A 22,118-nucleotide genomic window follows, 5' to 3' on the forward strand; every position below is an offset into this window, starting at 1 on the left:
TCGACCAGCCCCACCCCACCCCGGAGGCCGCGCGGCGCCGCGGCCCCCGCGCCCGGCCCCGCGGCGGGGCGGCCGTCCACCCCGCGGGGACGGCCGCACCGCGGCGCACCGGACAGCTCAGCGGGCCGTGTCACGGCGGAACAGCATCGTCGAGCCGCCGACGAACACCGCGGCCCACACGACGACGTTGAGCACCGCGAGCGCGATGGACCCCGCGCTGGTGTCGCCGAACGGAATCCGCGACAGGGTGGCTACGCCGTTGGTCGGAAAGACCTTCGACACCGTCCCGAACCAGCCACTCAGCGGAACGAACAATCCGCCCGCGAACGACAGCAGCGCGAGCAACGGTCCGAGCAACTGCATCACGTTCTCCGAGGGCAGCAGGTAGCCGACGAACAGGCCGAAGGCCGCGAAGACCAGCGAGGTGATCCACGCGAGCAGGAAGCAGCCCACCCACGCGACCGGGGTCAGGTGCGCGCCGAGGACCGCGCCGACGAGAAAGACCGCGCTGACCGAGGCCAACCCGAGCGCCATCGCGACGGTGACCTTGGTGGCGATGTAGGCGACCGGACGCAACGGGGTGAGCCGCAACTGCCGGCTCCACCCCTGCGCGCGTTCGATCGCCACCATGGCTCCGCCGCTGGTGGTGGCCAGCATCGCGCCGTAGACGGCCATCGACACCATGACGTAGCCGGTGACATTGCCGGTGCCGAAAGACTTTGTCCGGAAATCGGATTGCAGCCCGAAGATGACGAAGAACAGCGGCGGGATGAGCAGCGTGAAGATCATCGTGCGCCGGTTGCGCAGCATCCGGCGCAGTTCCAGACGCAGGAATCCGGCGCTGAACCCGCCGAGCGGTGTCGGGCGATGCCGCGTATCGGCCGGCGGAGCAAGGGCGGTCATGTCAGTTGCCTCCGGTGGTGAGCGCCAGGAACGCGGATTCGAGGTTGTGCGAGGCGATTTCGAGATCGGTGGCCGGGGTCTCGGTGAGCAGGTAGCGGGCCACCGCGTCGGAATCCTTGGTGTGCACGATGATTCGCTCGCCGCGCACCTCGACGTCGTCGACGCCGGGCAGCCCGAGCAGCCCGGTCGGCACGGCGCCGGGCAGGGTGGCGCTGACCGCGCGGCCCGAGGCCAGGTTCTTGATCTCGGCGGCGCTGCCGTCCGCGACCACCCGGCCCGCTCGCACCAGCACGATCCGATCGGCGTAGGCGTCGGCCTCGTCCAGGTAGTGGGTGGCGAACACGACGGTGCGGCCGCGCTCGGAGTCCTGGCGCATCGCGTTCCAGAAGTCCCGTCGCCCTTCGACATCCATGCCGGTGGTGGGCTCGTCCAGCACGATCAGGTCGGGATCGGGCAGCAGGGCGAGGGCGAACCGCAGCCGCTGGCGTTGCCCGCCGGAGCATTTGCCGACCATCCGGCCGGCGATCTCGGCGATGCCCGCCCGCTCCAGCACCTCCCCGACCGGGCGCGGGGTCGCGTACAACGTCGCGACCAGCCGCACGGTCTCGCCGACGGTGAGGTCGGGCAGCAGCCCGCCGGATTGCAGCACGGCCGAGATCCGGCCCACCGCAAGCGCTTCCGTCGGCGAGCCGCCGAACACGGCGACGGTGCCGGAGTCCGGAACGGCCAAGCCGAGCACCAGGTCGAGGGTGGTGGTCTTGCCCGCGCCGTTCGGCCCGAGGAACGCGACGATCTCGCCCGGTTCGATGACCAGATCCAGTCCGTCGACCGCCTGCATGGTGCCGCCGCCGGGCACCGCGAAGCGCTTACGCAGATCGTGCAGTTCGATCGCCGGCGTCGCCCGGTGTGCCCCCGAGCGCCGCGCCCCCGAACCACCAGCCGCGGCGAAGACGGCCGCGGTCGTCAGTGCTGATGTCATGGGTCAACGTTCGCGCATCAGCGGCCCGAATACCCCGCACGCCTGTCACGTGTCTGCCATGACAGATGTCATGGCTCGATCAGGGCGCCAGCAGACCTTGACGAGCGCGGCCCGCGCCGGACAGCACGAGCACCAGCATGGTAGCCAGTGCCTGGTCGTCGAGGCCGGCGGCCGGGAAGGTGTAGCGCATGATGACGTCGGCCAGCTTCTCCCGCACGATCACGGTCAGCGAGCCGAACTGCAGCTCGTTGTTCCGCTCGGCGACCCGCTTGTGCAGCTGCGCCTTGACCGGACGATCCCAGGCCAGCACGCAGGTCAGCGTCAGCACGTCGAGCCCGGGCGCCAGCCGCACGGCGCGCAACGAGCACAGCGAGCCCTCGTATTCGAAGCCGATCGAGCCCTCGGGGTCGACGCGCACGTCGATGTCGTAGATCGCCAGGCAGGCACCGGCCCGCGCCTGCAGCTCGTGTTCCGGACTCACCGTTGATTCCATGTCCGTACCGCCGTTCATTTGGTGCCGCCGAAGCGCCGGTCCCGCGAAGCGTACTCGAGGCAGGCGGCCCACAGGTTGCGACGGTCGAAATCGGGAAACAGGGTGTCCTGGTAGACGAATTCGGCATAGGCGGACTGCCACAGCAGGAAGTTCGAGCTGCGGAACTCACCGGACGGGCGCAGGAACAGGTCGACGTCCGGCATGTCCGGCTCGTCCAGGTACTTCGCCAGCGTCGACTCGGTGACCTTCTCCGGGTCGATCTCGCCCGCCGCCACCCGTCGCGCGATTTCCCTTGCCGCGTCGGCGATTTCGGCACGGCCACCGTAGTTGACGCACATGGTGAGGGTCATCACCGTGTTGTCCTTGGTCAGCTCCTCGGCCACCTCCAGCTCGTTGATCACGCTGCGCCACAGGCGCGGTCGCCGGCCGGCCCAGCGCACCCGCACGCCCATCTCGTGCATCTCGTCGCGGCGGCGGCGGATCACGTCGCGGTTGAAGCCCATGAGGAAGCGCACCTCCTCGGGGCTGCGCCGCCAGTTTTCGGTGGAGAAGGCGTAGGCCGAGAGCCACTTCACCCCGATCTCGATGCACCCCTCGACGGTGTCCATCAGCACGGCCTCGCCGCGTTCGTGGCCCGCGGTGCGCGGCAGTCCGCGTTCCTGCGCCCAGCGGCCGTTGCCGTCCATCACCAGTGCGACGTGGTTGGGCACCAGCGCGGCCGGGATTTCCGGCGGGCGCGCGCCCGAGGGGTGCTGCGAAGGCGGACGAACGGTGCGGGTGGCGCCCGACTTGGTCGCGGTGGAGGAGTCTCGGCGGAGGATCACGGCCCCTATCCTGCCTGATGGTTGTGGAGGCCTTGTGTGGGTCTCCACGGTCCGGCGGATCAGGCGGGGGCGCGCACCGGGGTCGACCGCTCGATCAGCGGCAACGTGCGCAGCTGGCGTTCCAGATGCCATTGCAGATGCGCCGCGACCAGACCGCTGGCCTGCCTGCGCACCCCGTCGGGCGCCGTTTCGACGTACTCCCACTCACCGCGCAGCAACGCGACCAGCAGATCGAGCACCCCCTGCGCCGGCGTCGCCGAGCCGGGCGGGCGGCAGTGCACGCACACCGCACCGCCGGCCGCGACATGGAACGCCCGGTGCGGGCCCGGCGTCGCGCACTTGGCGCATTCGTCCAGCGCGGGGGCCCAGCCCGCGAAACCCATGGCGCGCAACAGGAATGCGTCCAAGATCAGCTCGTGCGGACGTTGCTTGGCGGCGATGGCGCGCAACGCGCTCGCGGTGAGCGCGTGCAGCCGCGGCGCGGGCGCGCGCTCCTCACCGGCCAGCCGTTCGGCGGTCTCCAGCACCGCGCAGGCGGTGGTGTAGCGGCCGTAGTCGTCGATGATGTCGGAGGCGAACGCCTCCACCGTGTGCACCTGGGTCACCACGTCGAGCGTGCGACCCGGATGCAACTGCACGTCGATGTAGGCGAACGGCTCCAGCCTGGCCCCGAACTTGGATTTGGTCCGGCGGACCCCCTTGGCCACCGCGCGCACCAAACCGTGCTGGCGGGTCAGCAACGTGACGATGCGGTCCGCCTCGCCCAGCTTGTGCTGGCGCACCACCACCGCCACATCCCGATACAAACGCACGCCTCATCCTCCCACGAAGACCCGACAGCCTTTGGCAGGCGCGGCCTCACCACTGCCACTTCCCCGGCGAATCCCCCATGCCGGTCGGCGTGCTGCCCTATCCTTTTTCTCTACCGTACTGCTGGGGAGGGGCTTTCGGCTTTGGACGACCTACTCGGTACCGGAACCGCCGCAGGTTTTCGGGCCACTCGTGAATTGCTCGGATTGCCGGTGCCCTGGTGCGCCCGGCTCTTCGCCGTGGCCGAGCGCACCGTGGAACGCTGGGAGCGGGGAGCGTTCCAGATCCCGGACACCGCGGCCCGCGAACTGGCCGAGATCGCCGACGAGACCGAGCAGGTGGTGGAGGCCATGGTCGACGCCATCGGCGCGGGTGAGATCTCGCCGCGCCTGCACACGTACCGGACCAACGACGACTACAGCAAGCACGAGCCGGACACGCGTTATCCGGCCACCTGGCACCGCGCCGTTTGCGCGCGGGTCATGATCGAATTACCGCAGGTCGAGCTGCAATTCGTGGAGTGATCAGCGGTACAGCGTCGGCTCGATGACCAGCTGGAACAGCGGGGTGTCGACGCGCACGGGCGTCAACGCGGTCGCGCCGAGCGCGGCGGGCTGCGCACCGGGGCCGTCGAAAAGGCAGTGCCCGTTCGGATTGACGACGAGCGCGCGTCCGTCGGCGGCGCCCGGCACGGTGAGCCGCGCCGCGCCCCGCACCTCGACCGCGGTGTTCGGCGCGATCGGGACCAGGTTGTGCACCCACGGGGCGAGGTAGGGATGCGCGACGATGGTCGTCGCGTCCGGCCCGCGCTCGATCTGCGCGGTCGGCACCTGGATCGGCGAGAGCGCGGGGGTGATCGACGGGTCGGTGACGCCGACGCCGTTCGGGGCCTGGGTGTAATCAGGGGCGAGGGGCTGCGCCTGAGCGGTTCCGGCCAGGCCGAAGCCGACCGCGAGTCCGATACCTATCGCTACGAGCTTCATCCGGCCGATTCTGGGCGGCGGCGCAGTCCGGCACGACTATTGCGCTCGAGCTGATTCAGGAGCGGATGAGACCCGAGATGAGCAGCAGCAACGATTGCTGGGCCTCGGCGCGGGCGCTGTCCGGGTCGGCGGCGTGCGCGACGATCAACGCCGATTCGGTGAGCGCGCTGAGCAGCAATTGCGCCAGCATCGGGATGGGGCCGTCGGCGACCAGGCCCGCGGCCCGCGCGCGTTCCAGCATCGCGGTGATCATGCCGAGGCCGTGCCTGCTCTCGAATTCACGCCAGGCCTGCCAGCCCAGCACGGCGGGCGCGTCGGTGAGCGCGATCCGCAGCATCGGCGGACGCTGGCAGATCTCCAGGAAAACGCTGAGGCCGACCGCCATGGCCGCCATCACATCGTCGGGATCGACTGTGGCGATGGCGGTTTCGATCTCCTCGCTGGACTCGACCTCGATCTGTTCGAGCACCGCGAGGAACAGGCCGCGCTTGTCGCCGTAGTGATGATGCAGCGCGCCGCGGGTGACGCCTGCCTCGGTGACCAACTCCTCGGCCGAGGTCGCCGCGAAGCCGCGCTCGATGAACAGCCTGCGGCCGGCCTGCTCGAGCGCGGCCCTGGTGGTGCGGGAGCGGTCCTCCTGGCTACGGCGTGGCATGCAGCCGAGTGAACTCCAGGATCGACTCGGTGAGCAACTCGGGCTGGTCTTCGGGGATGAAGGTGTAGGAGTCGTCGATGACCTTCAGCGTCGCGTTCGGCAGGTCACTGATCAGGCGTTCGGCGTAGGACATCGGGAATACCTTGTCCTCCCGCGCCCAGACCACCAGCACCGGGACGGCGACCGACGCGAACCGGGTGGCGGCGGCCAACGTGTAGCGGCGGTGCGCATTCTTCAGGAACAGCCGCAGGTCCCTGCGCACGGCGCCGGACGCCAACGGACCGGCCAGGTAGGAGTCGGCGATTTCCGGCGGCACCGGACGCTTGGCGACCAGGCCGAACACCAGCGGCGTCGGATGCAACGCCCGGATGCGCGCCAGCCCGATGACCGGCCGCATCGAACCCGGGATCCTGGCCAGCCAAGACAGCAGGGTGAACGGCTGCGGCAGGAAGCTCTCGTAGCTGTCGACCGCGGCGAGCACCACGCGGCCGATCCGCTCCGGGCGGCGGGTCATCAGCACCTGGGTGATCGCGCCGCCGGTGTCGTTGGCGACCACGGTGACGTCGGTCAGGTCGAGTCGCTCCAGAAAGTCCGCGATCAGGTCGGCGACGCCGACCGGGGTGAGATCCTTTCCGGGGACCGGGATCTGGTGGGCGCCGAGCGGCAAGTCCGGGGTGAGGCAGCGGTAGCCCGCGGCGGCGACGCCCGGAACGACCTTGCGCCACAGGTCCGAGTTGACGAGCAGTCCGTGCACGAAGACGACCGGCGAACCCTCCCCCGTGTCGTGGTAGCGGATGCGGCCGCCGGGCAGGTCCACCTCGTGCGTGCGGCCGAGTTCGGTGCTGATTCCCATCGTTCCTCCAGTGCGTCGCGGTCCCGCCACTGTTACATACATCCTGTATGTATGTCTATAGTTCGGCCGGTAGGAACGAGAAAAAGCGTTGCGGTTGGCAGGCGAACGCGGCGTCGCGCGCGCTGAGCGCCAGAGGTGAACTAGTCACTTGACCAGGTGCGCGCTACCGTCTTCCGAAGGCACGACGAGACGGAGCTCACAATGACGGATCCCACTCGGCAGATCACCGAGACGCAGACCGGCGACCTCGGGCTGGCCGAGCACGCCGCTGCCCTCGCGCAGGGCAGGATCAGCTCCGTCGCCGCCGTCGGCGCGGCCCTTGACCGGATCGACGCGTCGCAGTCGACGCTCAACGCGTTCCGGCTCGTGCGGCGTGAGCGGGCGCTCGCCGAGGCGGCCGACGCCGATCGATGCCTCGCCGCCGGGGAACGGCTTCCGCTGCTCGGGGTGCCGGTCGCGGTGAAGGACGACACCGATATCGCCGGTGAGCCGACGGCATTCGGATGCGGTGGGACGTTCGCGCCGAAAACCGAAGACGCCGAATCGGTTCGGCGGTTGCGGGCGGCGGGCGCGGTGATCGTCGGCAAGACCAACACGTGCGAGCTGGGACAGCTGCCGTTCACCAGTGCCGATTCCTTCGGCTACACGCGCAACCCGTGGTCGGCCGACCACACGCCGGGTGGTTCCTCCGGCGGCTCGTCGGCGGCGGTCGCGGCCGGATTGGTGCCTGTCGCACTGGGTTCCGACGGCGCCGGGTCCATCCGCATCCCCGCCGCCTGGACCAACCTGGTCGGCATCAAGCCGCAACGTGGTCGAATCTCCACCTGGCCGCACGCCGAAGCGTTCTACGGGCTCACCGTCAACGGGCCGCTGGCCCGCACGGTCGCCGACGCCGCACTGCTGCTCGACCTGGCCGCCGGACCGCATCCGGGCGATTTACACACTCCCGCAACGATTTCCGCCAGGGACGCGGTGGGCCGCGACCCCGGCCGGCTGCGCATCGCGCTCTCGCTGCGCACCCCCTTCACCGCGACCAGGACGGCACTCGACCCCGAAATCGCCGCCGCAGTACGACGTATCGGCGACACCCTGCGCACACTCGGCCACACCGTAACCGTCGCCGATCTGCACTACGGCGTCATGATCGGCGCCTCGTTCCTCCCCCGGTCGATGGCGGGCATCCGCGCGGCCCACCAGAAATTCCCCGGCGCCCAGGTAGATCCGCGCACCATCGCCAACAGCCGCCTCGGCCGCCTCCTCGACGGCCCCGCGCTCGCCGCCGCCCGCCGAGCGGAACCCTTGCTACACAAACGCATCGGCACCTTCTTCCACGACTACGACGTGGTCCTGGCCCCCACCACCGCCACCCCGCCCCCGCGCGCCGAGGACATCGACGGCATCGGCGTCCACGCCACCAACAACCTCATCACCGCCGCCTGCCCCTACACCTGGCCATGGAACGTCCTCGGCTGGCCCAGCGTGAACGTCCCCGCCGGCTTCACCGACGCCGGCCTCCCGATCGGCGCCCAGCTGATGGGCACAGCCTCCACCGAACCCCTCCTGATTTCAGTTGCCGCACAACTGGAATCAGAACTCCACTGGGAACGCGAACGCCCGGCCCCTTGGTGGCAATCCCCCTAACCCCACCGGCGCGCCCCACACACATGCCTCACAGCCGCACCACTTTTGACATACGCACGCGTGTTTGCGCGGCAAGTCCTGGTGCGGGAAATCAGAAGGCGTGCGGCTTGACTGGCTGGCATCAGGAATCCGACCGGCCGTGTCTTGCCGAGGTCGTGAGCGGACTCGTTCCTTGACGACCAGCCCACATCTGCGACCGCGTGGCCGGGCACCGACTCGCGCGGTGCATACAGCCGCAGGACTTTTGACATACGCACGTGTTCTGCGTAGCAAGCCATGGGGCGAACATGCGGCGCGGAGGCGGCGATGGTTGCCGGGTGGTCGATCGGTCGCAGTTCGCCCGGGGGTGGTGGCATTATCGAGGGCCACTAGATGTGGTGGTCGGTTGCGGCAGGGGGAAGATGAGCGCGGAACTTGTTGCGGTGCGGCTCGGCACCGCGCTGGTTGGGCGGGCGGCGCATCTTTTGCTGGCGAAGCAGCAGGGGGATCAGGACCGGCGGTCGGGGATGGATGAGCTGGTTCGGCGGTACATTCCCGGGCTTCGGCCGCAGCGCAGTGTGCAGCGACAGTTCGAGCAGATCGCGGACGCGGTGGCGGGGCGGCTCGAACCCATGCTGGCGCACGAGTTTCGTGAGATGGATGAAGGTGAGCACACGGCTGTTGTCGACGCGGTGGTGGATACCTTCGAGCATGCCGATCTGTCCGATGCCGCGATCTTCGCCTCGAACGCCGATCCGGCGCAGCTGGCTCGACGGATACGCGAAACCGTGGCACAGCCGACGTGGCTGAGCGCCGCGGGAACGGCGTTGTATGACCAGCTCGTCGCGGAATGCTGCGACTGCTACGTCCAGATCGTGCGTCATCTGCCGGTCTTCGTCGAGCGGGCGGTGCCCGAGTTGCTCAGGCGCATCGACAGATTGGGCGACGACGTCGAACAGGTCCTCGAACGGCTGCCCAAACGTTCGCTGTACGCACCGGAGGGCAGCGACCACGACGCCGCGTTCCGCCGCGAGTACCTCGAGCTGATCAGCCGGACCCTCGACGAGGTCGAGCTGTTCAGCTTCGCGATCGAACAGCCCCTGCGGACAAAGCTTTCCGTCGCCTACGTGAGCTTGCGCGTGGTCAGCCAGACCTATCTGTGGTTCGGCGACAAGCGCCAGGCCGACGAGCAAGGATTCGGCGGCGGGCGAGTCGAAGCGGCGCTGAGCCAGAAGCAGCGAGTCCTGCTCCGCGGCGAAGCGGGGTCGGGCAAGACGACGCTGCTGCGGTGGTTGGCGGTCACCGCGGCACGGGCGAGCTTCACCGGCCACCTCGCCGGCTGGAACGGCCTGGTCCCCGTGCTGCTCAGGCTGCGCAGCTACGCCGCGCGCGAGCTACCCAAGCTGCACGAGTTGCTCGACGACGCGGCGGGCCCGCTGACCAGCCACATGCCCAGCGCCTGGATCGATCGCCGGCTGGCCGACGGTCAGGTCCTGTTGCTGATCGATGGCGTGGACGAACTGGTTCCCGCGGACCGCGACAAGGTCCGGGAGTGGATCCACCGCCTGCTCGGCGCCTACCCGTTGACCAGAGTGGTCGTGACGTCCAGACCAATTGCCGCACAACATGATTGGCTGGAAAACGCCGATTTCGCACCGATCGAGCTGGAACGAATGACGCAGTCGGACCTGATTGCGTTCATCCGCCAATGGCACCGGGCCGTCGGCGCGAGCGGACAGCGGCTGCCGTGCGAACCGGCCGAACTACCGGACTACGAACGGGCGCTCATCGCCAGCGTCGGGGATCGTCCGCATCTGCAAGCGCTGGCCGCCAACCCGCTGCTCGCGGCGATGCTGTGTTCGCTGCATCTGCGGCGCAAGCGACAGCTGCCGCGAAATCGCATGGAGCTGTACCAGATCGCCGTCGATCTGCTCGTGCAGCGGCGCGACGCGGAGCGCCATATCCCCAGCGCCCAGCAGGCTTTGCTCAGCTTGACCGACAAGGTCGCCGTGCTCCGCGATCTGGCCTGGCGGCTGTCGGACAACAATCTCAATGAGGTCGACATCGTCAAGGCGGCCGAATACGTCACCGCGAAGATCGCGTCCATGCGCCACCTCGACGTCGATCCGCACGCTGTGCTGGACTATCTGCTCAATCGCTCGGGCATTCTGCGCTCCCCCGCCGACGGCCGAATCGACTTCGTGCACCGCACCTTTCAGGAATATCTCGCGGCCGCGGAGGCCGCCGCGCAGGACCGCATGGGCAACCTGGTCGGGCGCGCCCATCTGGACGTGTGGCGCGACACGGTCATCATGGCGGCGGGACACGCCAACAGCAGCCAGCGCGGCGAGCTGATCGGTGGACTTCTCGACCGCGCGAACGACGACGACCAGAGCGGCAGACACCTGCGCCTGCTCGCCGCGTCCTGCTGGGAGACCATCGAGTCGCTGTCGGGCGATCTGGCCCGCCGACTGGACGAGACGATCGCCGGCCTGGTGCCGCCGCAGGACCTGGATGAGGCCGCCTCGCTCGTCGCCGTCGGCGAGCCGCTGCTGCGCTACCTGCCGAAGCGCCTCGACGACATACCCGATGTCAGCGCGATGACCACGGTCCGGACCGCGGCCCTGGTCGGCGGACCGGCCTCGCTGCGATTGCTGGGCAGCTATGCGAAAGACCCGCGCCGGGAGATACAGCAGGAGCTGATCAACACCTGGGACTATTACGACCCGACCGAATACGCCACCGAGGTGCTCGCCCACTTCCCCGCCGAGCCCGGTCTCGATCTCTGGCTGTGGCGGCCACGCCAGTGGAAACCGGTCGCCCGGCTCGGCAATCTGCGATCCCTGATCGTCGAATTTCCGTCGAACATCGGCACGCTGGCGGCCGACGGGCTACCGGCAGCGCCGCTGCTCTCCCTGTTCCGGCTGACTGGCGTCAACGATCTGAACACGCTGACCGCTTCGGCCGGACTCGGATACCTTCGGGAACTGGTGCTCACCACCAATGACCACCAGGCGGTGCTCGACGGCCTGGACACGCTCGCCGCGGGCACCGGCCTGCGCCGCCTTCGGCTGGTGGGCTGGCGGTCGCTGCCCCGGTTGACCGCGCTACCGGCGTCGTTGCGCTCACTCGGCGTGGAGCCGGTACCCGTCGGATACGACCTGACCTGCCTCGCGGATCACGGGCTGGACGATCTCGGCCTCAGCGGCGAGGGTGCGCCTGCCGCACTCACCGCCGTCGGCCGAGCGCTCGAGCTCGAACGACTGGCGCTGGCCGATTGCGATCTGGTCGACCAGCTAGCCGCCCTGGCAGCGGCGCTCCCCCGGCTTCGAACCTTGGAGCTGTCCGCGGTCACGCTGCCGGACGATCTCACCCCGCTCGGCAATTTCCCACTGCTGGAAGCCATTTCGCTTACCGACTGTGCCGGAGCGGACGGCGGCCCGGTGCATCTGGCCGCCATCCCGCAGCCGGATGCGGACCGGCGATTGACCGTGACGGTTGACCGGGCCACGGCGACGACCGGAACGACGGTCTCGCAGGGCCGCATCGTGTGCTACCGGCCATGGCATGCCGGAGATTCCGCGCGACCCTAAAACCCCAACTTGCCCAGCTGTTTCGGATCCCGCTGCCAATCCTTGGCGACCTTCACGTGCAGATTCAGGTAGATCCGCGTCCCGAGGATGTGCTCGATCTGCTTGCGCGCGTTCGTGCCCACCTCTTTGAGCCGGGCCCCGCCCTTGCCGATGACGATCGACTTCTGGCTGGGCCGTTCGACATACAGAATGGCGTGCACGTCGAGCATTTCCTCGTTCTGCTCGTACGGCAGGATCTCCTCGATCACCACGGCCAGCGAGTGCGGCAGCTCATCCCGCACTCCCTCCAGCGCCGCCTCCCGAATGAGCTCGGCCATGAGGGTTTCCTCCGGCTCGTCGGTCAGCTCGCCGTCCGGGTAAAACGCCGGTCCCTCCGGCATTTTCGACGCGATGACATCGATGAGCACCTCGATCTGCTCACCCTTGACCGCGGACACCGGCACCACGTCGCACTCGGGCCCGAGCAGTTTCGAGAGCGCGAGCAGCTGCTCGCCGATCTGGTCCCGGCTCACCTTGTCGATCTTGGTGACCACACCGAGCAGCGTGGTCTTGGGCGCCATCTGCTTGATCTGCTGCACGATCCACCGGTCGCCGGGACCGATCTTCTCGTCCGCGGGGATGCACAGCGTGATCACGTCGACTTCCGAATACGTATCGCGCACAAGGTCGTTCAGCCGCTGACCGAGCAGGGTGCGGGGGCGGTGCAGGCCGGGGGTGTCGACGAGGATGAGCTGGGTGTGGTCGCGGTGCACGATGCCGCGGATGGTGTGGCGGGTGGTCTGTGGGCGGGAGGAGGTGATCGCGATCTTCTGGCCGACCAGCGCGTTGGTCAGCGTCGACTTGCCGGTGTTCGGACGACCGACGAAACAGACGAAGCCGGAACGGAATTCGCCGTCAGCCACCGCGCACCTCGCTGACCGATTCCGCGTCGACCGCCATCGCGGCGTCGTCGACGATCTCGAAGACCGCGCCGTCGCGGTCGGTGAAGATGATCTTCGCCTCGGGCGACACCTCGCGCACCGCCGTGACCCCGAAGTCGGACAGCCGGCCGCCGACCACCACGGCCGCCTCGAATCCCTCTGCGCCACTGGAGATCGCGGCCGCGACCGCCGCCTGCAACGCGGTCAACCGCAGTGCCGTCAGGTTCACCTCGCCGGCCGCGTAGGTGCGGCCGTCGGCGTCGCGCACCGCCGCGCCGCTGGCGCCGCCCGCGCGCCCCATCGCCCCGCGCGCCAGCACCAGCAGTTTGTTGTCCTCGGGATCCAATTCGGTCATTCGGTGTCTCCGTCCTCGTGTCGACCGGCCGGGGTCTCCCGATCCGCGCCATTGCCTTTGCGTTTGCCGTTCGCCTTCGCGTCCTCGGCGTCCTTCACCTTGCGCACCACCACGGTGTGCACCCGCACCCGCCCGCGGGTGTCCGCGCCACCCTCACCCCGCAGCATCAGCCCGTGCACCTCGACCTTGGATCCGGGCAGCGGCACCCGGCCGAGCTCGTGCGCCATCAGGCCGCCGACCGTGTCGACATCCTCTTCTTCGATATCGAGCCCGTAGAGGTCGCCGAGGTCCTCCACCGGAAGCCGGGCCGAGACGCGGTAGCGGCCGTCGCCGAGGTCCTCGATGGGCGGCGTCTCGTCGGTGTCGTATTCGTCGGCGATCTCGCCGACGATCTCCTCGAGCACGTCCTCGATGGTGACCAGCCCGGCGATGCCGCCGTACTCGTCCACCAGCAGTGCCATGTGGTTGCGCCGACGCTGCATCTCGTCGAGCAGGCTGTCCAGCGGTTTGGAGTCCGGCATGAACACGGCCGGACGCATCACCTCGCGCACCAGCACCTTGCGACCGCGTTCGGCATAGGGCACAAGGTCTTTCAGGTAGACCACGCCGAGGATGTCGTCGACGTTCTCGCCGACCACCGGAATGCGCGAGTGCCCGGATCGCACGGCCAGCGACATCGCCTGTGCCGCCGTCTTGTCCGCCTCGATCCAGACCATCTCGGTGCGCGGCACCATCACCGCGCGGGCGGCGGTGTCGCCGAGTTCGAAGACGGACTGGATCATTCGGCGTTCTTCGTCGGCCACCACGCCGCGCTCGCTGGCCATCTCGACCACCTCGCGCAGCTCGATCTCGGAGGCGAACGGACCGTTGCGGAAGCCCTTACCCGGGGTGATCGCATTACCGAGCAGGATGAGCAGCCGGGACAGCGGGCCGAGCAACGCGCCGATGAACTGCAACGGCAGCGCCGCGGCCAACGCGATCGAATAGGCGTGCTGACGGCCGAGCGTACGCGGACCGACCCCGATCACCACGTACGACACCAGCACCATCACGATGGCGGTGACCAGCAGCGCCCAGTCGTCTTCCCAGACCGAGATCAGCGCCGCGGCCAGCAGCACGGTGGCGCCGATCTCGCACAGGATGCGCAGCAGCACCATGAGATTCACGTAGCGGGCGCGATCGGCGACGATCTTGCTCAGCCGCACCGCACCGGGGCGGTCGGCCCGGACCATGTCGTCCACGCGGGCCGGCGAGATGGTGTTCAACGCCGAATCGACACCGGCGAACAATCCGCCCACCGGGACCAGCAGGACGGCGAGCAGGATCAGGGTCAGTGAATTCACGCGGGTCCTAATGCGTCACCCGGTGTGGTGAAGCCCGCCTTCCCCAGCAACCTGGCATCCCTGGCGGCGAGCTCGGCCCGCCGCTGTGCCTCGCGCAGGCTCTCGTACCACTCCTCGAGCAGGGTGGCCTGCAACGCGAACATTTCCTTCTCCTCCTCCGGCTCGGCATGGTCGTAGCCGAGCAGGTGGAGCACGCCGTGCACGGTGAGCAGCGCGAGCTCGTGGTCGAGCGAGTGCCCGGCCTTACGGGCCTGGCCCGCGGCGAACTCGGGGCACAGCACGATGTCGCCGAGCATGGACGGGCCGGGCTCGGGGCTGTCGGGACGCCCGCCCGGCTCGAGTTCGTCCATCGGGAACGACATGACGTCGGTCGGGCCGGGTAGGTCCATCCAGCGCATGTGCAGGTCCGCCATGGTGTCGAGATCGACGAGCACCATCGACAGCTCCGCGGCCGGGTGCACATCCATCCGGGTGATCACGAAGCGCGCGACACTGACCAGATCTTCTTCGGGCACGTCGATACCCGACTCGTTGGCGATCTCGATACTCACCCGGTCAGCCTAATGCCGCAGGTCGACACCCAACGCCGTTGGGTGTCGACCGAATGACCGACATCGCGCGCAACTCAGTGTCGATCGCCCCGGCTCGCGGCCCGGCGCTGCGCCCGGTTGCCCGGATAGTGCGCGCCGACCTGCGGGGCCCGCTCCGCCTCGGCCCGGTCGTAGGCGTCGACGATGTCCGCGACCAGCCGGTGCCGGACCACGTCGCTGCTGGTCAGCTGCGAGAAGTGGATGTCGTCGATGTCGGTGAGGATCTCACTCGCCGCGCGCAGGCCCGACCGGGCGCCGGTCGGCAGGTCGACCTGGCTGACGTCACCGGTCACCACGATCTTCGAACCGAACCCGAGCCGGGTGAGGAACATCTTCATCTGCTCGGCCGTGGTGTTCTGCGCCTCGTCGAGCACGATGAACGAATCGTTGAGCGTGCGACCGCGCATGTACGCCAGCGGCGCGACCTCGATGACCCCGGCCGCCATCAGCTTCGGAATGGCTTCCGGATCCATCATGTCGTGCAGCGCGTCGTAGAGCGGGCGCAGGTACGGGTCGATCTTCTCGTTGAGCGTGCCGGGCAGGAAGCCGAGTCGCTCGCCGGCCTCCACCGCGGGACGGGTGAGGATGATCCGGGTGACCTGCTTGTTCTGCAGGGCCTGCACGGCCTTGGCCATCGCCAGATACGTCTTGCCGGTACCCGCGGGGCCGATGCCGAACACGATGGTGTTGGCGTCGATCGCGTCGACGTAGCGCTTCTGGTTCAGCGTCTTGGGCCGCACGGTCTTGCCGCGCCGGGACAGGATGTCCAGGCTGAGCACCTCGGCCGGGGACTCGGAGGACCCCTCCGTGAGCATCGAGACGGTGTGCCGTACCGCTTCCGGGGTCACCACTCGATTGCGGCCGGTGAGCGCGACGAGCTGTTCGATCACTCGCTCGGCGAGGGCGACGTCGGCCGCCTTGCCGGTGAGGGTGACGGAATTGCCGCGGACGTGAATGTCCGCGTCGAGCAACTCTTCGAGTTCGCGCAGATTCTGGTCGGCCGAACCGAGGAACGGGAACACGGATTCGGGAGCGAGTTCGATACTGGAACGCACGGTGCGTGCTGCGGGACCCGAGATGTTGTCGTCAGCGCTCGTACCTGCTGCGGAGGTGGTCGGGTCGCCGATCTCGCCTTGTGTTCTCAAAAGTGGCTATAGCCTGCTTTCCGGTCTCGACGTGCTGCTGTGTTGATGAAAGTTTAACGCGCCCCACCGACACCGCCCAGTGAATAAGCCGCTAACGGAGAGGCTTGATGATCAGGGGATTCCCCGGCGCCGCTGTGCCCAATCCTCGGTGAAATCACGAAAGCGTCGCGCCGCGCCGGAAGCCGGCGTCGAGGCCGGCCAGACCAGCCCGACCTCGCGGGTGGCGCCGGCGTCCGCGAGCGGGATCAGCACCGGTCCTGGCAGCCGCACGTCCGCCTTCACCCCGGCCACCCGCGGCGAGGTCGCCGGGCCGATGTCCTCCTCCGGCAGCACGCCGACGCCCAGACCCGCGGCGACCAGGCCCGCGACGGTGATCAGGTCGCTGGCCTCGAAGGCGATCCGCGGGCGCAGGTCGGCGGCGGCGCACAGTTCGTCGACGATGCGGCGCATGCCGAAGCCGGGATGCATGGCGATGAAGTCCTCCTCGGCGACCTCGTCCAGGCGCACCTGCTTGCGCCCGGCCAGCCGGTGATCGACCGGCACGGCCAGCGCGAGCCGCTGCCGCAGCAGGCCGCGCCAGCCGATGCCGGCCACGGCCGGGCGCGGCGAGACGATGCCCAGATCCGAAGTCCCGCTGAGCACATCGGTGGCGACCATTTCGGCGGCCCCCTGGCGCAGCGCGAAAGTGATTCTGGCCGAACCGCGGCGGAATTCGCCGACCAGTTGCGGGACCAGCCAGCCGCCGAAGGAATGCAGGAAGGACAGGCGCACAACCCCGTTGGCGGGATTGTTCAGGTCGGCGATGGATTGGGCTGCGGTGTCGAGTTCGGCTCGTGCGCGGCGGGCCTGTTCGTAATAGATGCGGCCGAATTCGTTGAGAATGATGCGTTTGCCGCGACGGTCGAACAGCTCGACGCCGAGCCTGCGCTCCAGGCGGCCGAGCATGCGGGACAGGGTCGGCTGGGCGATGTGCAGGCGTTCGGCGGCCGCGCCGACGCGTTCCAGTTCGGCGAGCGTGGTGAACCATTCGAGGTCTTCGCTGAGCACGCGCCCTCCTGGTGACTCGTGTCACAGAGCGGGCCGGAGCGGGCCCGGGCTGCTCTCTCCATATGCGCTCTGTGCATGAACTCCACCATTATTATTCATTTCCCTTCGGAACGGGTGGCCGGAGATCCTGAAAGCCATGACCCTGACGAAGAGCCCGCCGCTCGCCGGAGGGCGTACGTCGCATGAACGCCGGATCACCGCGGCGCTGTTCGCGGCGGGGCTGGCCACCTTCGCGACCATGTACAGCGCGCAGGCGCTGCTGCCGAGCCTGTCCGAGGAGTTCGGCGCGACACCCGCCCACGCGGCGCTCGCGGTCTCGCTGACCACCGCGTTTCTCGCGTTGGCGATCATTCCGGTGAGCGCGCTGTCGTCGCGGATCGGGCGGACGCGGGTGATGACGATTTCCGCGGTCAGCTCGGCCACGATCGGGTTGCTGCTGCCGTTCAGTCCGTCGCTGGAGGTGCTGCTGACCGGGCGGGCGTTGCAGGGACTCACGCTGGCGGGGGTGCCCGCGGTGGCGATGGCCTATCTCGCGGAGGAGGTCGGCACCGCGGGGCTCGGGGCCGCGATGGGGGTGTACATCGCGGGCACCAGCATGGGCGGACTGGCCGGGCGGGTGATTCCGGCGTTCACCCTCGGGCTGGGTTCCTGGCGGTGGGCCGAGGCGACCATCTCGGTGGCGGCGGCGGTGTGCACCGTGTGGTTCGTGCGCAGCCTGCCGCCGTCGCGTGGTTTCGTCGCCCGGCCCGCCGGAATCCGCACGGTGCTCGGCGATCTCGCCGGTCAGTTGCGCCACCGCGGGCTGCTCGCGTTGTTCGGGCTCGCGCTGGCTCTGGTCGGTACTTTCGTCTCGCTCTACAACTTCCTCGGCTATCGGCTCACCCAGCCGCCGTTCGAATTGCCCGACGCGGTAGCGGGTTTGGTGTTCCTGCTCTATCTCGCGGGCACCGCGGTCGCGACCGTTGCCGGTCGGCTGGCCGATCGAATCGGCCGCCATCTGGTGCTGGCCGGCGCGGTGGTGCTCATGGGGGCCGGGTTGGCGCTGACCATTCCCGACAACCTCGTCACGCTGGTGCTCGGCATGTCCCTGTGCACGGCAGGCTTTTTCGGCGCGCACACGGTGGCGAGCGCGTGGGTCGGCGTGCTGGCGTCCGGCAATCGCGGGGCCGCCTCGTCGCTGTATCTGTTCTCGTTCTATGTGGGCAGCGGAGTTATCGGCGGGGCGTCGGGCATCGCCTACACCGCGCACGGGTGGGCGGGTCTCGTCGTCTGCGACGCCACGTTGCTGCTGATCGCCTTGGTCCTGGTGTCCACCTTGGCATTTCGTAGCTCATCTGCGCGGCAGCACGCCTTCTGACCCACGCACGCAGTGCGGCGATCAGCCAGGACCACTACCAGCGTGGCGTCAAGGCGCCGAGGGCGCCGAGGGCGACGGCCGCGGCGGTCGAGGTGCGCAGCACCGTGGGGCCGAGCAGGACGATGTCCGCGCCCGCGTCGGACAGCGCGGCCAGCTCCGAGCCGTCCAAGCCGCCTTCGGGACCGACGATCAGCACGACCTCGGGCACGCCCGCGAAGGCGAGTTCGGTGAAGCGTCCCGTGCCGGATTCGTGCAGGGTCGCGACGATCGCGCCGTCCGCCTTGGCTTTTCGGATCAGGTCGAGCAGGTCGCGGGTGCGGTGCAGATCCGCCACCTCGGGAATGTAGGGGCGACGGGATTGGCGGGCGGCCGAGCGGGCGGCGCCGCGCCACTTGTCGACGGCCTTGCCCGCCTTGCCTTCCCAGTTGGCGATGCACCGGGCGGCCTGCCACGGCACGATCGCGTCCGCGCCCGCCTCGGTCATCAGCTCGACGGCCAGTTCCGAGCGGTCCGACTTGGGCAGCGCCTGCACGACCGTCACGCGGGGCGAGACCGGTTGCGCGACAGTGCGATTCAGCACCCGCAGGTCCAGCCGGTCACGTTGGGCCGCAACGACTTCCGATTCAGCGAGCACACCGCGCCCGTCCGACAACGTGATCGGCTCGCCGACCCGGATGCGGCGCACGGTGGCGGCGTGCCTGCCCTCCTGGCCGTCGAGCACGGCGACGGCGCCCGGTTCGGGCACCTCGTCGAGGTAGAAGACCGTGGCGGCCAATCAACGCCCGCTGAACGAGGCCCGCAGCCTGGCGAACAGGCCGCTGTTGTGCTCGGACTGGGTGGACATGACCTCGGCGCGCTCGCTCGGGCGCATGCCCTTGTACTTGCGCAGCAGCTCGGTCTGCTTGCCGTCCAGCTTGGCCGGGATCACGATGTCCAGGTGCGCGAGCAGGTCGCCGCGCGCGCCCGAGCGCAGCCGCGGCATGCCGTGGCCGCGCAGCACCGAGACCTCGCCCGGCTGGGTGCCCGGCGCGATGGTCAGCTCGGTGGGACCGTCCAAGATGGTGTCGATCACCACCGTGGTGCCGAGGGCGGCGTCGACCATCGGGACCCGGATGGTGCAGTGCAGGTCGTCGCCGTCGCGGACGAACACGTCGTGCGGCTGCTCGACGATCTCCACGTACAGGTCGCCCGCGTGCCCGCCGCCGGGGCCGACCTCCCCCTGCGCGGCCAGCCGCACCCGCATGCCGTTCGCGACACCGGCCGGGATCGGCGCGGCGATCTCGCGGCGCGCGCGCACGCGGCCGTCGCCACCGCACTTGTGGCACGGGTCGGGGATGGTCTCGCCAGCGCCGCGGCAGGTCGGGCACGGGCGCGAGGTGAGCACCTGGCCGAGGAACGAACGCTGCACGGACTGCACTTCGCCCGCGCCGCCGCAGGTTTCGCAGCGCACCGGCTTGGACTTGCCGTTGGTGCCCGCGCCGGTACACACGTCGCAGAGGATCGCGGTGTCGACGGTCAGGTGCTTGGTCACGCCGACCGCGCATTCGGCCAGGCTGAGCCGGGTCCGCAGCAGCGAGTCCGCGCCGGGCTGCACCCGGCCGCGCGGCTTGCGCGCCCCGCCCGAGTTGCTCATGCCGCCGAAGAAGGCCTCGAACACATCGCCGAGGCCGCCGAAGCCGGCGCCGGAGAATCCGCCACCGCCGCCGCCGGATTCCAGCGGGTCGCCGCCGAGGTCGACGATGCGCCGCTTCTCCGGATCCGACAACACCTCGTAGGCGGCCGACACTTCCTTGAACTTGGCCTGCGCCGTCTCATCGGGGTTGATGTCGGGATGGAGTTCCCGCGCCAACTTGCGATAGGCGCGCTTGATCTCCTGGTCGGTCGCGTTCTTCGCGACGCCGAGCAGTCCGTAGTAGTCCCGTGCCACTTGAGTTCTCTAGTCCTTGGTCGTTCTCGACAGTGCCGACGGTGCTTCACCGTTCCAACCGCGTGCTGATGGCCAGCATTAGTCGGATGCACTCAACTTTATCCGGCCGGAAGTACGAGGGTAGCAGCGGCATCGGAGCGGTCAGCGTTCGGCGAGGACCTCGCCGATGTACCGGGCGACCGCCGCGACCGAGGCGATGGTGCCCGGGTAGTCCATCCGGGTCGGGCCGAGCACGCCCATGCCGCCGAGGATCGCGCTCGAGGTGCCGTAGCCGGTCGACACCACCGAGGTGCCGCGCATCTGCTCGACCTGGGTTTCCTCGCCGATGCGCACGGTCACGGTGCCCGGCTGCTGCGCGGCGGCCAGCAGCTTGAGCACGATCACCTGCTCTTCCAATGCCTCCAGCACGTCACGCAGCGAACCGGGGAAGCCGAAGTCGGCCGCGTTGCGGGTCAGGTTGGCGGTGCCGCCGAGCACAAGCCGCTCCTCCGGATGCTCGACCAGCGTCTCGACCAGCACCGTCGACACCCGGATCAGCACGTCGCGCAGGCGCAGCGGCGCCCGCTCGGGTAGCTCGGCCACCGCCGCCGAGGCGTGCGCCAGCCGCTTGCCGTCCATCGCGCCGCCGAGCATGCCGCGCAGGGCGGCCAGGTCTTCGTCGTCGACCAGCGCGCCGAGTTCGACCAGTCGCTGATCGACGCGTCCGGTGTCGGTGATCACCACGAGCAGCAGGCGCGCCGGATTCAGCGCGACCACCTCGATGTGACGGACCGTGGACGCGGACACCGACGGATACTGCACGACCGCGACCTGCCTGGTCAGCTGGGCCAGCAGGCGCACGCCGCGGCGCAGCACGTCGTCCAGATCGACGCCGGACTCCAGGAACTCCATGATCGCCCGGCGCTCGGCGCCGGACAGCGGCTTCACCTCGGCGATGCGATCGACGAACTGCCGGTAGCCCTTGTCGGTGGGGATGCGCCCGGAGCTGGTGTGCGGCTGGGTGATGTAGCCCTCGGCCTCCAGCACCGCCATGTCGTTGCGCACGGTTGCACTGGATACACCCAGGTTGTGCCGTTCCACCAGGCTCTTCGACCCGATGGGCTCCTTGGTCGCGACATAGTCCGCGACGATCGCGCGCAGGACCTCGAAGCGCCTGTCCTCGGTGCTCGACATCGGCCCCACCTCCTCGCTTCGTCCTTGGGTCCGCCGCACCGGGCGAATCCCGCATCACATAACGCCGTGCGATTCCCGGCCGGCTGCTCAACCAGTCTAATTGCCTATACCCATTTCGCCGTCCCGCACGCCAGGTGGGGCCGCAGGTGTGCGCCGCGGCACTGATCTGGAGCTCGAGGGAACCGATCGCGGCGTCGGCGCGTCGATATCGGTGGAGGGGAACGATCGAGGAATTGGGGGCAACGTGGCACTGCTGGTCTATTACCTGCGGGTCCGAGACGAATCGAACGAGGTGGAGTATCGCTTCGGGGAGATGCGGGACAACTTCGACCGCACGTTGATCATCGACAAGACGACCAACACGGTGCGAACGGAGCAACCGGAGGACGGGCTCTTCCGCGCCACTTCCGCACGGATCTTGATCCGGGCCGGACGCGAAAAGGCGTGGCCGCCGAACGGGGTGATCGCCTCATGATCGCCGTCGGACTGCCCACGATCGCTCCGGCATGAACCGCGGCGCGGCGAGTGGAACATCACCCGGCCGATTC

22 protein-coding genes are annotated in these 22,118 nt (G+C 69.0%); 5 read left to right on the forward strand and 17 right to left on the reverse strand.

What is annotated here, in order from left to right; translation table 11 throughout:
- Positions 1-117 precede the first annotated feature (117 nt).
- The 5 genes from ACFQ9K_RS42125 to recO form a co-directional block, all read right to left on the reverse strand.
- Positions 118-903 carry an ABC transporter permease gene (locus ACFQ9K_RS42125; protein WP_378717937.1) on the reverse strand — a complete coding sequence of 262 codons (786 nt, stop codon included), beginning with the start codon at positions 901-903 and terminating at the stop codon, positions 118-120.
- A gap of 1 nt (position 904) precedes the next feature.
- A complete protein-coding gene (locus tag ACFQ9K_RS42130; RefSeq protein ID WP_378718012.1) occupies positions 905-1,741 on the reverse strand; it encodes an ABC transporter ATP-binding protein in 837 nt (278 codons plus the stop codon).
- Between the two features lie 220 nt (positions 1,742-1,961).
- Positions 1,962-2,393, reverse strand: a complete 432-nt coding sequence (locus ACFQ9K_RS42135) for a YbjN domain-containing protein (protein WP_150402980.1) — start codon at positions 2,391-2,393, stop codon at positions 1,962-1,964.
- Positions 2,390-3,199, reverse strand: coding sequence for an isoprenyl transferase (locus tag ACFQ9K_RS42140; RefSeq protein ID WP_378717939.1), 810 nt, complete (start codon positions 3,197-3,199; stop codon positions 2,390-2,392). The genes ACFQ9K_RS42135 and ACFQ9K_RS42140 overlap by 4 nt, the downstream gene beginning before the upstream one ends.
- A 59-nt stretch (positions 3,200-3,258) precedes the next feature.
- Positions 3,259-4,011 (reverse strand): DNA repair protein RecO, encoded by a 753-nt coding sequence (gene recO, locus ACFQ9K_RS42145; RefSeq protein WP_378717940.1) that lies wholly within the window; start codon positions 4,009-4,011, stop codon positions 3,259-3,261.
- Positions 4,012-4,152: 141 nt separating this feature from the next.
- On the opposite strand from recO, the gene ACFQ9K_RS42150 reads away from it, so the two are divergent.
- A complete protein-coding gene (locus ACFQ9K_RS42150) occupies positions 4,153-4,533 on the forward strand; it encodes a DUF1870 family protein (RefSeq protein WP_378717942.1) in 381 nt (126 codons plus the stop codon).
- Here ACFQ9K_RS42150 and ACFQ9K_RS42155 read toward each other — a convergent pair whose 3' ends face one another.
- From ACFQ9K_RS42155 to ACFQ9K_RS42165, 3 genes are read right to left on the reverse strand one after another with little or no spacing between them, the layout of a single operon-like run.
- Positions 4,534-4,992, reverse strand: coding sequence for a hypothetical protein (locus ACFQ9K_RS42155; protein WP_378717944.1), 459 nt, complete (start codon positions 4,990-4,992; stop codon positions 4,534-4,536).
- A 55-nt stretch (positions 4,993-5,047) separates the two neighbouring features.
- Positions 5,048-5,647 (reverse strand): TetR/AcrR family transcriptional regulator, encoded by a 600-nt coding sequence (locus ACFQ9K_RS42160; RefSeq protein ID WP_378717947.1) that lies wholly within the window; start codon positions 5,645-5,647, stop codon positions 5,048-5,050.
- Positions 5,634-6,500 carry an alpha/beta fold hydrolase gene (locus tag ACFQ9K_RS42165; RefSeq protein ID WP_378717948.1) on the reverse strand — a complete coding sequence of 289 codons (867 nt, stop codon included), beginning with the start codon at positions 6,498-6,500 and terminating at the stop codon, positions 5,634-5,636. The genes ACFQ9K_RS42160 and ACFQ9K_RS42165 overlap by 14 nt, the downstream gene beginning before the upstream one ends.
- Before the next feature lie 201 nt (positions 6,501-6,701).
- Here ACFQ9K_RS42165 and ACFQ9K_RS42170 point away from each other — a divergent pair, with 201 nt between their 5' ends.
- Together ACFQ9K_RS42170 and ACFQ9K_RS42175 are read left to right on the forward strand one after the other, a co-directional pair.
- Positions 6,702-8,141, forward strand: coding sequence for an amidase (locus ACFQ9K_RS42170; RefSeq protein WP_378717950.1), 1,440 nt, complete (start codon positions 6,702-6,704; stop codon positions 8,139-8,141).
- A gap of 401 nt (positions 8,142-8,542) precedes the next feature.
- Complete coding sequence (locus ACFQ9K_RS42175; protein ID WP_378717951.1) at positions 8,543-11,713, forward strand: NACHT domain-containing protein; 3,171 nt, start codon at positions 8,543-8,545, stop codon at positions 11,711-11,713.
- Here ACFQ9K_RS42175 and era read toward each other — a convergent pair.
- From era to ACFQ9K_RS42205, 6 genes are all read right to left on the reverse strand, one after another.
- Positions 11,710-12,615: a GTPase Era gene (era, locus tag ACFQ9K_RS42180; RefSeq protein WP_378717954.1), complete on the reverse strand. Its 906-nt coding sequence runs from the start codon at positions 12,613-12,615 to the stop codon at positions 11,710-11,712. The genes ACFQ9K_RS42175 and era overlap by 4 nt on opposite strands.
- Positions 12,608-12,988: a cytidine deaminase gene (locus ACFQ9K_RS42185; RefSeq protein ID WP_378717956.1), complete on the reverse strand. Its 381-nt coding sequence runs from the start codon at positions 12,986-12,988 to the stop codon at positions 12,608-12,610. Before ACFQ9K_RS42185 ends, era begins: the two co-directional genes overlap by 8 nt.
- The gene (locus tag ACFQ9K_RS42190; RefSeq protein WP_378717957.1) at positions 12,985-14,331 is read right to left on the reverse strand and encodes a hemolysin family protein; all 1,347 of its coding nucleotides are present in this window, start codon (positions 14,329-14,331) and stop codon (positions 12,985-12,987) included. Before ACFQ9K_RS42190 ends, ACFQ9K_RS42185 begins: the two co-directional genes overlap by 4 nt.
- Positions 14,328-14,882: an rRNA maturation RNase YbeY gene (gene ybeY / locus ACFQ9K_RS42195; protein ID WP_040732959.1), complete on the reverse strand. Its 555-nt coding sequence runs from the start codon at positions 14,880-14,882 to the stop codon at positions 14,328-14,330. Before ybeY ends, ACFQ9K_RS42190 begins: the two co-directional genes overlap by 4 nt.
- 74 nt (positions 14,883-14,956) lie before the next feature.
- A complete protein-coding gene (locus ACFQ9K_RS42200) occupies positions 14,957-16,048 on the reverse strand; it encodes a PhoH family protein (RefSeq protein ID WP_378718014.1) in 1,092 nt (363 codons plus the stop codon).
- 129 nt (positions 16,049-16,177) lie between these two features.
- Entirely contained in the window at positions 16,178-17,113 is a 936-nt protein-coding gene (locus tag ACFQ9K_RS42205) for a LysR family transcriptional regulator (protein ID WP_378717959.1), read from the reverse strand.
- A gap of 136 nt (positions 17,114-17,249) precedes the next feature.
- Here ACFQ9K_RS42205 and ACFQ9K_RS42210 point away from each other — a divergent pair, with 136 nt between their 5' ends.
- The gene (locus ACFQ9K_RS42210; RefSeq protein ID WP_378717961.1) at positions 17,250-18,470 is read left to right on the forward strand and encodes an MFS transporter; all 1,221 of its coding nucleotides are present in this window, start codon (positions 17,250-17,252) and stop codon (positions 18,468-18,470) included.
- Between the two features lie 34 nt (positions 18,471-18,504).
- Here ACFQ9K_RS42210 and ACFQ9K_RS42215 read toward each other — a convergent pair whose 3' ends face one another.
- The 3 genes from ACFQ9K_RS42215 to hrcA all read right to left on the reverse strand — a co-directional run bounded on the left by ACFQ9K_RS42215 (position 18,505) and on the right by hrcA (position 21,570).
- Complete coding sequence (locus ACFQ9K_RS42215) at positions 18,505-19,245, reverse strand: 16S rRNA (uracil(1498)-N(3))-methyltransferase (protein WP_378717963.1); 741 nt, start codon at positions 19,243-19,245, stop codon at positions 18,505-18,507.
- Positions 19,246-20,397, reverse strand: a complete 1,152-nt coding sequence (dnaJ, locus tag ACFQ9K_RS42220; protein ID WP_378717964.1) for a molecular chaperone DnaJ — start codon at positions 20,395-20,397, stop codon at positions 19,246-19,248. It abuts the gene before it with no gap.
- Positions 20,398-20,538: 141 nt separating this feature from the next.
- Positions 20,539-21,570: a heat-inducible transcriptional repressor HrcA gene (gene hrcA, locus ACFQ9K_RS42225; protein WP_378717965.1), complete on the reverse strand. Its 1,032-nt coding sequence runs from the start codon at positions 21,568-21,570 to the stop codon at positions 20,539-20,541.
- 244 nt (positions 21,571-21,814) lie between these two features.
- Between hrcA and ACFQ9K_RS42230 the strand changes: the two genes are divergently transcribed.
- The gene (locus tag ACFQ9K_RS42230; protein WP_378717966.1) at positions 21,815-22,045 is read left to right on the forward strand and encodes a hypothetical protein; all 231 of its coding nucleotides are present in this window, start codon (positions 21,815-21,817) and stop codon (positions 22,043-22,045) included.
- Positions 22,046-22,118: the final 73 nt, after the last annotated feature.

The sequence above is a fragment of the Nocardia sp. NPDC056564 genome, assembly GCF_042793755.1.
GTDB lineage: Bacteria > Actinomycetota > Actinomycetes > Mycobacteriales > Mycobacteriaceae > Nocardia.

Bases quoted from the DNA above. Each gene is read 5' to 3' on its own strand.
- ACFQ9K_RS42135 (WP_150402980.1), bottom strand. From the start codon at position 2,393: ATGAACGGCGGTACGGACATGGAATCAACGGTGAGTCCGGAACACGAG.
- ACFQ9K_RS42165 (WP_378717948.1), bottom strand. From the start codon at position 6,500: ATGGGAATCAGCACCGAACTCGGCCGCACGCACGAGGTGGACCTGCCC.
- ACFQ9K_RS42130 (WP_378718012.1), bottom strand. From the start codon at position 1,741: ATGCAGGCGGTCGACGGACTGGATCTGGTCATCGAACCGGGCGAGATC.
- ACFQ9K_RS42155 (WP_378717944.1), bottom strand. From the start codon at position 4,992: ATGAAGCTCGTAGCGATAGGTATCGGACTCGCGGTCGGCTTCGGCCTG.
- ACFQ9K_RS42210 (WP_378717961.1), top strand. From the start codon at position 17,250: ATGACCCTGACGAAGAGCCCGCCGCTCGCCGGAGGGCGTACGTCGCAT.
- ACFQ9K_RS42170 (WP_378717950.1), top strand. From the start codon at position 6,702: ATGACGGATCCCACTCGGCAGATCACCGAGACGCAGACCGGCGACCTC.
- ACFQ9K_RS42160 (WP_378717947.1), bottom strand. From the start codon at position 5,647: ATGCCACGCCGTAGCCAGGAGGACCGCTCCCGCACCACCAGGGCCGCG.
- ACFQ9K_RS42125 (WP_378717937.1), bottom strand. From the start codon at position 903: ATGACCGCCCTTGCTCCGCCGGCCGATACGCGGCATCGCCCGACACCG.
- ACFQ9K_RS42185 (WP_378717956.1), bottom strand. From the start codon at position 12,988: ATGACCGAATTGGATCCCGAGGACAACAAACTGCTGGTGCTGGCGCGC.
- ACFQ9K_RS42175 (WP_378717951.1), top strand. From the start codon at position 8,543: ATGAGCGCGGAACTTGTTGCGGTGCGGCTCGGCACCGCGCTGGTTGGG.
- hrcA (WP_378717965.1), bottom strand. From the start codon at position 21,570: ATGTCGAGCACCGAGGACAGGCGCTTCGAGGTCCTGCGCGCGATCGTC.